The organism is Streptomyces sp. NPDC058650, from assembly GCF_042717315.1.
Classification (GTDB): domain Bacteria; phylum Actinomycetota; class Actinomycetes; order Streptomycetales; family Streptomycetaceae; genus Streptomyces.
Genome location: NZ_JBHXRL010000011.1, coordinates 147,172 through 159,825 on the forward strand (window position 1 = coordinate 147,172; position 12,654 = coordinate 159,825).

12 protein-coding genes are annotated in these 12,654 nt (G+C 72.9%); 8 read left to right on the forward strand and 4 right to left on the reverse strand.

Features of this window, described 5'->3' with window-relative positions; genetic code table 11:
- Positions 1-10 precede the first annotated feature (10 nt).
- Both ACFWWU_RS21235 and ACFWWU_RS21240 read left to right on the forward strand, forming a co-directional pair.
- A complete protein-coding gene (locus ACFWWU_RS21235) occupies positions 11-655 on the forward strand; it encodes an amino acid ABC transporter permease (protein WP_384147370.1) in 645 nt (214 codons plus the stop codon).
- Positions 652-1,509, forward strand: a complete 858-nt coding sequence (locus tag ACFWWU_RS21240; RefSeq protein ID WP_384147371.1) for an amino acid ABC transporter permease — start codon at positions 652-654, stop codon at positions 1,507-1,509. The genes ACFWWU_RS21235 and ACFWWU_RS21240 overlap by 4 nt, the downstream gene beginning before the upstream one ends.
- A 38-nt stretch (positions 1,510-1,547) precedes the next feature.
- Here the strand turns inward: ACFWWU_RS21240 and ACFWWU_RS21245 are convergent, their stop codons facing one another.
- On the reverse strand, positions 1,548-3,104 hold the full coding sequence (locus ACFWWU_RS21245) for a CocE/NonD family hydrolase (protein WP_384147372.1): 1,557 nt from the start codon (positions 3,102-3,104) through the stop codon (positions 1,548-1,550).
- Positions 3,105-3,866: 762 nt separating this feature from the next.
- Between ACFWWU_RS21245 and ACFWWU_RS21250 the strand changes: the two genes are divergently transcribed.
- Positions 3,867-5,129, forward strand: a complete 1,263-nt coding sequence (locus ACFWWU_RS21250) for a cytochrome P450 (RefSeq protein ID WP_384147373.1) — start codon at positions 3,867-3,869, stop codon at positions 5,127-5,129.
- On the opposite strand, the gene ACFWWU_RS21255 is transcribed toward ACFWWU_RS21250, so the two are convergent.
- Positions 5,080-5,811 carry a hypothetical protein gene (locus ACFWWU_RS21255; RefSeq protein WP_384147374.1) on the reverse strand — a complete coding sequence of 244 codons (732 nt, stop codon included), beginning with the start codon at positions 5,809-5,811 and terminating at the stop codon, positions 5,080-5,082. The two genes, ACFWWU_RS21250 and ACFWWU_RS21255, sit on opposite strands and share 50 nt — an antisense overlap.
- A gap of 104 nt (positions 5,812-5,915) precedes the next feature.
- Here ACFWWU_RS21255 and ggt point away from each other — a divergent pair, with 104 nt between their 5' ends.
- Positions 5,916-7,727, forward strand: coding sequence for a gamma-glutamyltransferase (gene ggt / locus ACFWWU_RS21260; RefSeq protein ID WP_384147375.1), 1,812 nt, complete (start codon positions 5,916-5,918; stop codon positions 7,725-7,727).
- 33 nt (positions 7,728-7,760) lie between these two features.
- On the opposite strand, the gene map is transcribed toward ggt, so the two are convergent.
- The gene (gene map / locus ACFWWU_RS21265) at positions 7,761-8,528 is read right to left on the reverse strand and encodes a type I methionyl aminopeptidase (protein WP_384147376.1); all 768 of its coding nucleotides are present in this window, start codon (positions 8,526-8,528) and stop codon (positions 7,761-7,763) included.
- A gap of 32 nt (positions 8,529-8,560) precedes the next feature.
- Between map and ACFWWU_RS21270 the strand changes: the two genes are divergently transcribed.
- Complete coding sequence (locus ACFWWU_RS21270) at positions 8,561-8,818, forward strand: helix-turn-helix domain-containing protein (RefSeq protein WP_384147377.1); 258 nt, start codon at positions 8,561-8,563, stop codon at positions 8,816-8,818.
- Between the two features lie 19 nt (positions 8,819-8,837).
- Here the strand turns inward: ACFWWU_RS21270 and ACFWWU_RS21275 are convergent, their stop codons facing one another.
- Positions 8,838-9,542, reverse strand: a complete 705-nt coding sequence (locus ACFWWU_RS21275; protein ID WP_384147378.1) for an NAD(P)-dependent oxidoreductase — start codon at positions 9,540-9,542, stop codon at positions 8,838-8,840.
- Positions 9,543-9,603: 61 nt separating this feature from the next.
- Here ACFWWU_RS21275 and ACFWWU_RS21280 point away from each other — a divergent pair, with 61 nt between their 5' ends.
- The 3 genes from ACFWWU_RS21280 (at position 9,604) to ACFWWU_RS21290 (ending at position 12,524) form a co-directional block, all read left to right on the forward strand.
- Positions 9,604-10,008: a winged helix-turn-helix transcriptional regulator gene (locus ACFWWU_RS21280; protein WP_384147379.1), complete on the forward strand. Its 405-nt coding sequence runs from the start codon at positions 9,604-9,606 to the stop codon at positions 10,006-10,008.
- Positions 10,009-10,534: 526 nt separating this feature from the next.
- Complete coding sequence (locus ACFWWU_RS21285; RefSeq protein WP_384147380.1) at positions 10,535-10,930, forward strand: PPOX class F420-dependent oxidoreductase; 396 nt, start codon at positions 10,535-10,537, stop codon at positions 10,928-10,930.
- A 103-nt stretch (positions 10,931-11,033) separates the two neighbouring features.
- Positions 11,034-12,524 carry a UL36 very large tegument protein gene (locus ACFWWU_RS21290; RefSeq protein WP_384147381.1) on the forward strand — a complete coding sequence of 497 codons (1,491 nt, stop codon included), beginning with the start codon at positions 11,034-11,036 and terminating at the stop codon, positions 12,522-12,524.
- Positions 12,525-12,654 lie beyond the last annotated feature (130 nt).

Here is a 12,654-nt window from a genome sequence, read left to right on the forward strand (position 1 = left end):
GCCCCCCGACATGGACGTCCTGACCGACAACTTCGCGCTCTACGGCGAGGGTTTCCTCGGAACCGTCGAACTGACCGTCTACGCCTCGGCGTTGGCCCTCGTCCTGGGCTTCGTCATGGCCTCCTTCCGGGTCGCGCCCGTGGGCTCCTTCCGGGTCTTCGGCACGGTCTGGGTCGCGGTCCTGCGCAACACCCCGCTGACCCTGCTCTTCTTCGCGGTCATGCTGGGCCTGCCGCGCTTCGGACTGGTCCTGCCCTTCGAGGTGTTCGCGGTCCTCGCGCTCGGCTGCTACACCTCCGCCTTCATCTGCGAGGTCCTGCGCTCAGGCATCAACACCGTGCCGCGCGGCCAGGGTGAGGCGGCCCGCAGCCTGGGCATGACCTTCACGCAGACGCTCGGGGCGGTGGTCCTGCCGCAGGCCTTCCGGACGGTCATCCCGCCCATCGGCTCCACCCTGATCGCCCTCGCCAAGAACTCGGCGATCGCCGGTGCCTTCAGCGTCACCGAACTCCTCGGCACCTACAAGACGTTGAGCGAACTCGGCTACAACATCGTCTGGACCTTCGTCTGGATCGCCGTCGGATACCTGATCATCACCCTCACCATCAGCGCCCTCTTCCACGTCCTGGAGAAGCGCTGGGGAGTCGCCCGATGACCGAGTCCACCGCCCTCTACGACATCCCCGGGCCGCACGCCCGGCGGCGTCACCTCCTCTACGGCCTCGCGTCCACCGTCCTGATCCTCGCCCTGGCCGGCTGGTTCCTCTATCTCCTCTTCGACACCGAGCAGTTCACCTCCACCAAGTGGTCGCCCTTCCTCTACGAGGGCATCCAGGAGCTGCTGCTCGAAGGCCTCGGCAACACCCTCAAGGCCTTCGCGTACGCCTCGGTGCTCTCGCTCGCGCTCGGTGGCGTCCTCGCCGCCGGGCGACTCTCCCAGCACCGCGTGTTCCGGTGGACGTCGACCCTGTTCGTCGAGTTCTTCCGCGCGATGCCCGTCCTCGTGATGATCTTCTTCATCTTCGTGGCCCTGAAGGTGCAGCCGCTGCCCGCGCTCGTCGCCGGACTGACCCTCTACAACGGCTCGGTGCTCGCCGAGGTCTTCCGCACCGGTGTCCACTCCGTCGCGCGCGGCCAGGGCGAGGCCGCGTACGCGCTCGGCATGCGCAAGACGCAGGTCATGACCTCCGTCCTCGTACCGCAGGCCGTCCGGGCGATGCTGCCGGCCATCATCAGCCAGCTCGTCGTGGCCCTCAAGGACACCTCGCTCGGCTTCCTCATCACCTACGAGGAGTTCCTGCACGCGGGCAAGCTGATCGCGTCGAACCTCGACTACGACCTGCCGTTCATCCCCGTCGTGCTGGTCATCTCACCGATCTACATCGGGATGTGCATGCTGCTCTCCTGGTTCGCCACCTGGGTGGCCCGCCGAGAGCGCCGCAACCCGAAGACGAAGGCCGTGGACGTCGCGCCGGCCGACCCCGGGACGCTGCTGCCGGGAGCGCAGTAGCTGCTGTGAAGCCCTGCCCGCCCGGCAGCAGCCGGTGATCACTTCTCCCGCAGCGGTACCGACACGTACGACGGGTCGGCCGAAGGGGAGGAGAAGGTCAGCTGCGCGCCGGTCGGGTTGTGCTCGATGTAGAGCGGGTCGACGGTGTCGACGACCAGGGCGAGCCGGTGTCCGGCCGGTACGTCGTACGCCGTGGAGAACAGCTCCAGATCGACGGCGAACGGCTTCCCCGGCGTCTTGCCGTGGAAGGTGTACGGGGCGTTGCTGATCAGCTTGCCCACGCCGAGCGGGCCCACGTCGTAGAGGTACGCGACGAAGGTGCCGCTCTCCTTCGTGGAGGTGACCGTGGTGTGCACCTCGGCCGTGCCGCGCACCCGCTGCGGGGTGTCGTACCGCTCGGACTGCCAGACGCCGGAGAAGGCGCGGTTGAGCAGCGGGACGGAGACGGTGGGCGGGGTGCGCAGGAACTGGTCCAGAAGGTTGGTGAGCAGGGTGATGCCGCCGTTGGCGCCGGAGTCGACGTTCGCCCAGAGGTGCTCCGAGTCCGCGAGGGCGAACTTCCGCTGGTTCGCGTGGGCGGACTTCCAGTCGGGATAGCCCTCGTAGCCGTCGGCGGAGCGGGACTTGAGCTGGACGGGCTGCTCGCGGTCGATGCCGTTGTCGACACCCTTGAGGTGGCGGTCGAACCAGCGGTGGGCGTTGGTCCAGGTGTCGTTGGGGAGTCCGAGGATGCCGGTCGCCTCTGCGGTGGCGTGGTCGCCGGGGCGGAACTCCAGCCGCTTCGGGCCGGTGAGCTTCTCGTAGAAGCTCGCGTACTGGTTCGGCGGGAAGATGGTGTCGCCCCAGGCGTTGCCCATCATGATCGCGGCGCCGTTGGCGTTGATCCGGTCCAGGTAGGTGACCGGGGACCGCAAACGGCCCCAGGCGATCATCTCGTCCTCCTTGTCGAGGTTCGACGAGAGGAAGTCGCTCAGGATTCCCTGGAGTTCGGGGCCGGGGCGCCCGGTGAGATAGCCGGCGCCGCCGAGCAGGGCGGCGGCCTGGAGGTGCTGGGTGCGGCCGCTGTAGATCGATTCGATGAGGTCGGCCCAGCCGCTGAGCGCGGCGACGGCCTTGATCCGGGGGTCGTGCGCGGCGGCGAGCAGGCTGATCCCCGCGCCGTACGAGACGCCCGCCATGCCCACGTGGTCGGCGTCGGCCGGCGTGTTGGCGAGTGCCCAGTCGATGACCTTCGAGGCGTCGGCGATGTCCTTCGGGCCCGCGGTCTCGATCTCGCCGCCGGACTGCCAGAAGCCGCGGGAGTTGTAACTCACCACGATGTAACCGGAGTCGGCGAGCTTCTGCGCCTGGGCGAGGTACTCGATCTGGGGCATGGCCCAGCTCGTGGGCAGCACGATCAGGGGGAGTCGGGCCGAGGCGCCGGCGCCGGCGGGGGTGACGACGTTCGCCTTGAGGACGGTGCCGCCCTCCCCGGCGATGTCGACGAAGCGGATGCCGGTCTGGCCGGTCTCGACGGCCTGGGCGGCGGGGGCCAGGCCGAGGGCCGTCCCGGCCACGAGAGCGGCCGAGACGGCGAGTGCCAGGGATGTGCGCACGGGTCACTCCTCACTGGGGGCACCGATGGGGGGCGGTGAATGGGGGGCAGTGAAAGTGACCCGACGGTAACCGGCGGGCCGTACCCGTGGTAACCGGTCGGTAAGTTACGTGCGGGTAACGATTGAAGGCGGAACTTTGCCGTCGCGGAGGCCCACGCCGCCTCCGCGTGGCGCCCCTCCTCGGCGAGTACCTTCGCCAGTCGCCCGTGAGTGTTCGCGAGGCCCTCCGTATGGCCACGCTCGAAGCCCAGCCTTTCCACCTCCGCCATCTCCTCGCACACCGCGAACGCCTCGGTCCGGCGGCCGTCGGTGAGCAGGGTGTGCTGGTACGCGTTCAGGGCCCGGCAGAGCGCCTCGGTCCGCTTCGGTTCGTGGGCGTCGATGCGTCGGCCGGTGTCCACGGCCTCCGCGTGCAGCGCGAGCCGAAGCTCCTGCCCGCCCCGATCCCCGACCTCGTAGCCGTACGAGACGAGCGCGCTGACCAGCTTCGGCAGATAGGCCGCCGGGCTCACCTTCACCAGCACCCGGTACGCCTCGACCTTCTGCGACAGACTCAGTCGACCCGATCCGAGCAGCATCGTCCGTGCCCGCAGCACCGCATCCTGATCGACGTTCTCGGAGTGATTCATGACGGTGATTCTGGGAGTCGCGGAACGGGGCGGGCAAGGTTCCACGACTGTGCGATCAGTCCTACGACAACCGCCTCTGACCTGTCATGATGGAAACGTCTTCACCTCTGGTTGACCCCTGACGGGAGGCACGGTGGGCGACACGGGTGACCTACCCGATGTGTTCGACCCGCGGATCTACGCCGCCGGGATCCCGCACGACCGCTTCCGCGCCCTGCGCGACCACGCGCCCGTCGCCTGGCAGGAGGAGCCCGAGATCCTGGGATGGCCCGCAGGTTCCGGGTTCTGGGCCGTCACCCGGCATGCCGATGTCGTCCGGGTGCTGAAGGACTCGGGCACGTACTCGTCCTGTCTCGGTGCCACCCAGATCCGCGACCCCGACCCCGCCGATCTGCCCTTCATCCGGCGCATGATGCTCAATCAAGACCCTCCCCAGCACGGAAGGTTGCGGCGGCTCGTCAGCCGGGCCTTCACCCCCGGGCGGATCGAGCGGTTCGCCACCACCGCACGGGAGCGGGCGCGTGGCCTGCTCGCGGACGCGGTTGAGGCCGCGGACGGCGGCGAGATCGACCTCGTCCGGACCGTCACCGACGACTACGCCCTGCTCAACCTCACCGACCTGCTCGGCGTGCCCGCGAGCGACCGGGGACTGCTGCACGCCTGGACCGAGCGGGTCATCGCCTACCAGGACCCCGACGAGCCACCCGTCCTCGACGCCCACGGGCGGCCGGTCAACCCCCGCTCGCCCGCGATGCTCGCCGAGATGTTCGGATACGCCCAGGAACTCGCCGCGTACAAGCGCGCGCACCCCGCCGACGACGTGATGACCTCGCTGGCCACCTCCGAACTCGCGGACGCCGAACTGGAGATGTTCTTCTTCCTGCTGACCGTCGCCGGGAACGACACCGTACGCAGCGCCGCCCCCGGCGGACTCCTCGCCCTCGCCGAACACCCCGGAGAGCAAGCCGGGCTGTGGAGCGGAAAGGTCTCCATGGAGACCGCCGTCGACGAACTCCTGCGGGTGCACCCGCCCGTGCTCTCCTTCCGGCGCACGGCGACACACGACACCGAGCTGGCCGGTCAGCTGATCCGGGACGGCGACAAGGTCGTCGTCTTCCACGCCTCCGCCAACCACGACGTACGCGTCTTCGCCGCACCCCACCGCCTCGACCTCGGCCGGCGCCCGAACCCGCACGTCTCCTTCGGCGACGGCCCGCACGTCTGCCTCGGCGCCCACTTCGCCCGGCTTCAGCTCCGGGTGCTGTACGAGGAGGTGCGCGAGGCCTGCGACGGGCTGACCCTGGCGGGGCAGCCCCGCCGCCTCGTCTCCAACTTCATCAACGGCGTCAAGTCGCTGCCGGTTCGGCTGCGGGAGCCGTCCGCGCCAGTTGCGTGACATCGGCGACCAGCTCCACCACATCGGGGCCGTAGGCCTGCGAGTTGATCACCTTCAGGAGCAGCACGAAGGAGCCCGAGCGGTAGCGGCGCGCCAGCGAGCGGTGGTGGCGTGCCAGATAGCGGGTCGCCGCCTGGTTGGTGATGGCCCGCTGCCCACAGAAGAGGAAGACGGGCCGCCCGCCCTCGCCGGCCGTGAGCCGGGCCAGGATCACGTACTCGGACACGCCCACCTCCGAGAGGTAGCGCCCCGAGCCGATCCGGAACATGCCGCGCACGGGGCTCGGCTCCACCTCGACGTTCACCTCCACGCCCGGCAGGAGCGTGGCCAGATGGGCGTCCATCCGCCGGTTCGAGTAGGGGCCGCCGACGCAGAACTCCGTCCGGTCCCCGAACCCCTGGTGGGCCTGGTCATGGGTGAGGATCCGGGCCTGCGCCCCGCAGTCCTTGATGAGCGCGGAGAGTTCGAGCAGCGCGAACACGTCGAACCGGTGCACCGAGCGTTCCCCGCCGGACTCCCTGTTCACCACCAGCAGGCACTCCGAGTTCCCCGGCAGCCCGAAGAACGCCTGCTTGCGGCGGAGCCTGCGCCGCCACAGATACGTGCGGCCCAGCCAGCCGAAGGAGGCGCTGACCCCGGTGGCCAGGACCCCGAGCACGATGTTGCGCACGTCTTCGTCCATGTGCGCGCATGGTAGCGGCGATCCGGACTTCGTTCGAGGCGGTCCTGACGGGAGGTGCGCGCGGAAGTTACGCTGCGCGGACGGTCGTTGAGTGGAGGTTGCGCATGCGTCGATCCGCCGCCCGGAAGGTCTCCGTTCTCGCTGTAGCGGCGACGGTCCTCTCGATGGGCGCCGCCGCGCCGCCCGCGGCCCCTCCCGGAGCCCCGCCGGCACCGGTCAAGGAGCCCGTCGCCGTCGGCTACGGCGGAGCGGTCGCCAGCGTCGACGCCGACGCCTCGGCCGCCGGCATCGAGGTGCTCCGCAAGGGCGGCAACGCCGTGGACGCGGCCGTCGCCGTCGCGGCGGCCCTCGGCGTCACCGAGCCCTACTCCGCCGGGATCGGGGGCGGCGGCTACTTCGTGTACTACGACGCCAAGCGCCGTACGGTCCACACCGTCGACGGCCGGGAGACCGCACCGCGCTCCGCCGACGCGAACCTCTTCGTGGAGAACGGCAAGCCGATCCCCTTCGAGGAGGGCATGACCAGCGGCCTCGGCGTCGGCACCCCCGGCACCCCGGCGACCTGGAAGACCGCCCTCGACGCCTGGGGCAGCAAGCGCCTCGCCACGCTCCTCGCACCCGCCGAGCGGCTCGCCCGCGAGGGCTTCACCGTGGACCCGACCTTCCGGGCCCAGACGGCCGCCAACGAGGCCCGGTTCCGCGACTTCCCGGACACCTCCGCGCTCTTCCTGCCCGGAGGTCAACTGCCGGTCGTCGGCTCGGTCTTCAAGAACCCCGACCTGGCCCGTACGTACGAGACGCTCGGCCGTGAGGGCGTCGGCGCCCTCTACCGGGGGCCGCTCGCCCGGGACATCGTCGACACCGTCCGCACGCCCCCCGTCCGCGAGGGCGCCACCCGGACCGTCCGCCCCGGCGACCTGACGGGGCGTGACCTCGCCGCGTACCGGACCGAGTCCCGCAGGCCGACGAAGGTCGCGTACCGCGGACTCGACGTCTACGGCATGGCCCCGTCCTCCTCCGGCGGCACGAGCGTCGGCGAGGCGCTCAACATCCTGGAGGGCACCGACCTCGCCGCCGCCACCCCGGCCGGCTATCTGCACCGGTTCATCGAGGCCAGCCGGATCGCCTTCGCCGACCGGGGCCGCTGGGTCGGCGACCCCGCGTTCGAGTCCGTGCCGACCCGCGAACTGCTCTCCCAGCGGTACGCCGACTCCCGCGCCTGCCTGATCCGCGACGACGCCGTCCTGACCAGCCCACTCGCCCCGGGCGACCCCCGCGACCCGGCGGCCTGCGCGAGCGGCGGGATCGCCGCCCCGACCACGTACGAGGGCGAGAACACCACTCATCTGACGGCCGCCGACAAGTGGGGCAACGTCGTCGCCTACACCCTGACCATCGAGTCCACCGGCGGCAGCGGCATCACCGTGCCCGGCCGGGGCTTCCTGCTCAACAACGAGCTGACCGACTTCTCCTTCGCCCCCGCGAACCCGGCCGTGCACGACCCGAACCTGCCCGGCCCCGGCAAGCGCCCCCGCTCCTCGATCTCCCCGACGATCGTCCTCGACCGGCACGACCGGCCCGTCCTCGCCCTCGGCTCGCCGGGCGGCGCGACCATCATCACGACGGCCCTCCAGACCCTCACCGGGGTCGTCGACCGGGGCCTGCCACTCGTCGACGCGATCGCCGCGCCCCGCGCCAGCCAGCGCAACCAGGCCACCACCGAACTCGAACCCGGCCTGTGGAACAGCCCGCTGAGGGCGGAGCTCGAGGGGATCGGGCACGGCTTCCGGCAGAACCCGGAGATCGGCGCGGCGACGGGCGTACAGCGCCTGCCCGACGGCCGCTGGGTGGCCGCCGCGGAGACGGTCCGCAGGGGCGGTGGTTCGGCGATGGTCGTACGGCCGGCGGGCCGGTAGCGGGCGCCTCGGCGGCCTGATCGGCAGGTCCCCCTACAGGGCCGTGAGCACGCGCGGGCCGTCGTCCGTGATCGCGACCGTGTGCTCGGCGTGGGACGCGCGCGAGCCGTCGAGCGTACGGATGGTCCAGCCGTCCCGTGCCGTGTAGTGGTCGTCCGTGCCGCCGCCGATGAGCATCGGCTCGATCGCGAGCACCATCCCGTGCCGCAGCTTCATGCCCCGGCCAGGGCGTCCCTCGTTGGGGACGCCCGGGTCCTCGTGCATGGTGCGGCCGATGCCGTGGCCGCCGAAGCCGTCGGGGATGCCGTAGCCCGCGCCGCGGCAGACCCCGCCGATCGCGTGCGCGATGTCGCCGATGCGGTTGCCGACGACGGCCGCCGCGATGCCCGCCGCCAGGGCGTCCTCCGCCGCGGCGATCAGGCGCGTGTCCTCCGGCCGGGCCCGGCCGACCGTGAAGCTGACGGCCGCGTCGCCCGCCCAGCCGCCCAGCAGCGCGCCGCAGTCCGCGGACACCAGGTCGCCGTCGGCCAGCCGCGTGTCGTCGGGGATGCCGTGCACGATCGCGTCGTTCACGGAGAGGCACACGACCGCCGGGAACGGCACCGGCGCCCAGTCCGGGTGGTAGTCGAGGAAGGGTGAACCGGCGTCCGCCTCCGCCAGGACCGCGCGGGCGGCCCGGTCGAGCTCGGTCAGCGGGACGCCGGGCGCCGCCTTCTCCCGTACGGCCGCGAGGGCCCGGGCCACCACCCGCCCGGCCTCGCGCATCGCCGCCAGGGACTCGTTCGTCTTGATCTCCACCATGCCAATTACTATACCGGTATTAGAATGGCGGCATGGTGCGCACACCCCTGACCCCCGAAGAGCGCGAGCGCGGCGAGCGCCTGGGCCTCCTCCTGCGCTCGGCGCGCGGCGAGCGGTCCATGGTCGAGATCGCGGCCGCGGCCGGCCTGTCCGCCGAGACCCTCCGCAAGATCGAGACCGGGCGGGCCCCGACGCCCGCCTTCTTCACCGTCGCGGCCCTCGCCGGGGTCCTCGACCTGTCCATGGACGAACTCGTGGTGCTCTGCGCCCCGGCCCCGGCCCCGGCCTGACAGGGGCCGGTTCCGGGCCTCAGAGGGAGACGGCCAACTGCACCCGGCTGTGGCGCGGGCGCTCGATCTCGTCCAGGAGCGCGAGCGCCAGATCGGCGTGCCCGATACGGCCCGGCCCCTCGACCACCGTGCCCACGGCCGTCCGGTAGTCGCCGGTCCGCTCCGCCTCCGCGTTCAGGTCCAGCGGCGGCACCACCATCAGCCAGTCGAGCTCCGGCCCCGCCTCGGCCGTGAGCAGCTCGAACTCGGCCACGTGGCCCTGCGCGAAGGCGCGCCACGCCGCCGGGAACTCCGGCGCGTCCATGAGTCGCACCCCCGGCTCGGCCTCCAGCGTCGTCGCGATCCCGAGGGTGAGGAGTCGCCGCACCCCCGCCTCCGCGAGGCCCGTGACGAGGGCCTTCGCCGCCGCCGTGAAGTACTCCTCCGACGGCAGGTCCAGGCGGGCCGCCGCGTGGAGCGCGGCGTCGTGGCCGGCCGCGAGCGCCGCCACGGAGCTCGCGTCCGTCGCGTCGCCCCGGACGAGCGTGACTCCCGCGCCCTCCAGGTCGCGATGCGCGGCCGGGTCGCGGACGACTGCCGTCACCCGGTGGCCCCGGGCCACCGCCTCGGCCACGGCCGCCCGGCCGACGCGCCCGCCGGCGCCGAAGACCGCGATGCGCAGTCCGTTCCCGGTGCTGTTGTCGTTGCTGTTGCCGTCACTGTGGTTGCCGCTCTCGATGTCCATGCCCGGACGGTAGAACGGAGGTCCCTGGTTACTTCAACGGTACTGGGCTAGCGTCGGTCGCATGCCTGATCAGCCCTCCCCGGCCGCGCCGTCGGACGCCGCCCGCTTCGACGACCCCGACTGCGCCACCAGCCCCGCCCAGCCCTTCCGCGTCGGCGACAAATGGACCGGCATGGTGCTGCGCTGCCTGGAGGACGGGACGCCCCGCCGCTTCACCGAACTGCGCGTGCCCCTGCACTGGATCACCCCCAAGGTCCTCACCGAGACCCTCCGCTCCATGGAGCGCAACGGCTTCGTCACCCGGACCGTCCACGACGAGAACCCGCCCCGCGTCGAGTACGCCCTCACGCCCCTCGGGCGATCGCTCATCGGACCGCTCGACACGGCCTGCGACTGGGCCCGCGCCCACGCTCCCGCCATCACGGCGGCCCGCGCCTCGTACGAGCAGGCCGGCCCGGTGGCGTAGTACCGGACGCGGGCTCCGGCGGCCGGGGCGACCGTGGACGCGTGCACCTTCGTCAGAAGCGCTTCCTCGCCGCCGTCCTGGCCCCGCTGCTGCTCCTCGGTACGGCCTGCGGGGGCCGACGACACGGCCGGCGGAACCGTCGACCCGCCCCGGTCCGTCGTGCCCAAGGCGGCGCCCGGCGGCACCATAGACACCGCCGAGACCGCCTGGCGCCAGGGCCTCGACCTCTACGGCGAGGAAGCCGAACGGATGGGCGCCGCCCTGGAGTTCCACGCCCGCTACCAGCTCGGCGAGGCCGCCCCGAAGTGGCTCTGCGGCGGGAAGGTCGAACGGACCATGGGCCCGGACGTGGAGGTCGCCCTCAACCACCTCGAAGGCCGGATGGGCGTGAAGCTCCCGCAGACCGCGAAGCTCGCCCGGAGCCAGCGGCCAGCGGCACCGACGACCTCTTCGTCGGCCGGGGGATCCTCGCCCACGCGGCCAACCCGGCCCCCGCCTGACGCCCGCCCTCGCCTAGGCTCCGGGCATGATTCCCGAGGAACTGCGGCGCGGCCGCTACGTCAGCCTGACCACCTTCCGCAAGAACGGCACGGGCGTCGCGACGCCCGTCTGGTACGCGGTGGAGGGCGCCGAGCTGTACGCGTGGACCCGCGCCGACTCCTGGAAGGTCAAGCGGCTGCGGAACGACCCGCGGGTCGAGGTATCCGTCTGCGACCTGCGCGGCAACGTCGCCGAGGGCGCCACGCGCTTCCCCGGCGAGGGCCGGCTGGTCGAGGGCGAGGAGCTGCGCCGGATCCGGGGCCTGCTCTCGCGCAAGTACACCTGGCAGTACTGGCTGACCGACGTGCCGGCCATGATCGTCCGCCTCGGCAAGCGCCCGCACACCGGAATCGTCGTGCGATTCGGTGAATCCGCCGAGTGAGGCACCCGCACGAAAACGGACCGTAGTCGTCCCGTAACACGACTGCGGTCCAATACCCGCGGACCGGAAGGTTCCAGTCGACGGCGGGGCAGGTGCTGAACGCATGACGGTGTATCAACTTCCGGAGGAAGTGCAGGCGTTCGCGCACTGGCTGACGGAGCTCGCATCCCGCCTTCGGCCGGACGCCGGCTGGTACGGCGTCTTCGCCGACCGCGACCCGGAGGGCCTGCGCGCCTGCTTCGACGGTACGGAGATCCTGCCCTGGGACGTCGTCGAGTCGCTGCTCCAGGACGCCGGGGAGCCCGCCGGCGGACCGCTCGCCGCGCGGGCCGGGACGCTGTACGAGGCGGCTGCCACCGCCCACGACCGGCGCCCCGGCGGGGCCGCCGCGCTCGCCGAACGCCGGGGGCTCATGGAGCGGGAGCGGCGGTACGCGGAGTCCCGCGCCCGCGAGCTGGGGGAGCGGCTCCGCGCCGCCGCGGGGGCGGCCGAGGCGGCCGCCCTGGAGAACGACCTCGCCTGGATCCGCGACGACCAGGCCCGGGCCGCCGCCCGCGTCGCCGAACTGACGGCCCGCCTGGCCCGCCTCGAAGGGGCCGCGGAGGCCGCGAGGGCCGCACCGGAGCGCGCCGCCAGGTGGGCCAAAGCCCCTGCTCCGGCGCAGGCTCCCGCCTCGGGCCGTGCCCCGGCGTGGCCTCTGGCCGGCGCCCGCGACGCCGCCACCGCCGCCCCGGCCCCCGGCCGGGCGCATGCCGCGGCCTCGAACCCCGCTCCCGCGCCGGCCCCCGCCGCGTCACCCGCGCCGGCCCCCGCCGCGTCACCCGCGCCCGCTCCCGCCCCGGCCCCGGCCCCGGCTCCCGCCCCCGCCCGGCCCGCGAAGCCGCGCCGCCGGGGCGCTCGGTACGCCTGGCTGGACGAGAGTGCCGAGGAGCGGACGCCCGCCGTGGCCGTCCCCGCGCTGCCGACCGGGGGAGCGGCGCCCCGGGGCGCCAGGTTCGGCGGTGGTGGCGAGGCGAGCGGGGCGGCGGCCCCGGCCCCCGAGGTGACGACGGCGGACCCCGGGGAGGCCGCCCGTGCCGCGGCCAATGCCGTCTACGCCCTCCAGCGGCTCCGCGCCCAGGGCCGCAGCGGCGAGGCGCACGCCCTCCTCTGCGAGGCGCTCAACGGCCCGCCGGACCGGCTGCCCGCCCTCGCCGTGGAGCTGCACCGGGCCGGCTTCGGCGCCGACTGGTCCACCCTGCTCTGGGAGGCGGCCTCGCTGCCGCCCGGCCGGCTCGCCGCCGTCGCCGGAGTCCTCGCCGACGCGGGCCGGGCGGCCGACTGTGACCAGCTCCTCCGCCAGGGCGTGGCCCGCCCCGTGGAGGAGCTCGCCGGGGCGTGCGCCGCGCTGCGCGCGGAGCACCACCACCGCGAGGCGCACGCGCTGCTCACCGCCTTCGTCCGGGTCCGGGCCCCCGAGGACGCCGCCCGCCTCGCGGGCGCGGACCCGCGCGGACTCGTCCCCCAGCTCCTGGACGCGGCCCGCGCGGTCTCCGTCGCCCGGGAGCGCGACCTGATCCACGCCCTGCGCGTGGCGGGCCTGGCGGGGGCCTGAAGCCCCGCCGGCGGAGCCCTCCCCCGGGCGCGTGTCGTTACTTGCGGGTACGTGTCGGTACGTGTCCGACGTGGACCACTCGGGTATGAAACATGATCGACGCCGCCGCTTCACGACGGTGGTCTTGCTC

Coding starts and splice junctions, on each gene's coding strand:
- ACFWWU_RS21235 (WP_384147370.1), top strand. CDS start 11: ATGGACGTCCTGACCGACAACTTCGCGCTCTACGGCGAGGGTTTCCTC.
- ACFWWU_RS21240 (WP_384147371.1), top strand. CDS start 652: ATGACCGAGTCCACCGCCCTCTACGACATCCCCGGGCCGCACGCCCGG.
- ACFWWU_RS21255 (WP_384147374.1), bottom strand. CDS start 5,811: ATGGACGAAGACGTGCGCAACATCGTGCTCGGGGTCCTGGCCACCGGG.
- ggt (WP_384147375.1), top strand. CDS start 5,916: ATGCGTCGATCCGCCGCCCGGAAGGTCTCCGTTCTCGCTGTAGCGGCG.
- map (WP_384147376.1), bottom strand. CDS start 8,528: ATGGTGGAGATCAAGACGAACGAGTCCCTGGCGGCGATGCGCGAGGCC.
- ACFWWU_RS21270 (WP_384147377.1), top strand. CDS start 8,561: ATGGTGCGCACACCCCTGACCCCCGAAGAGCGCGAGCGCGGCGAGCGC.
- ACFWWU_RS21275 (WP_384147378.1), bottom strand. CDS start 9,542: ATGGACATCGAGAGCGGCAACCACAGTGACGGCAACAGCAACGACAAC.
- ACFWWU_RS21280 (WP_384147379.1), top strand. CDS start 9,604: ATGCCTGATCAGCCCTCCCCGGCCGCGCCGTCGGACGCCGCCCGCTTC.
- ACFWWU_RS21285 (WP_384147380.1), top strand. CDS start 10,535: ATGATTCCCGAGGAACTGCGGCGCGGCCGCTACGTCAGCCTGACCACC.
- ACFWWU_RS21290 (WP_384147381.1), top strand. CDS start 11,034: ATGACGGTGTATCAACTTCCGGAGGAAGTGCAGGCGTTCGCGCACTGG.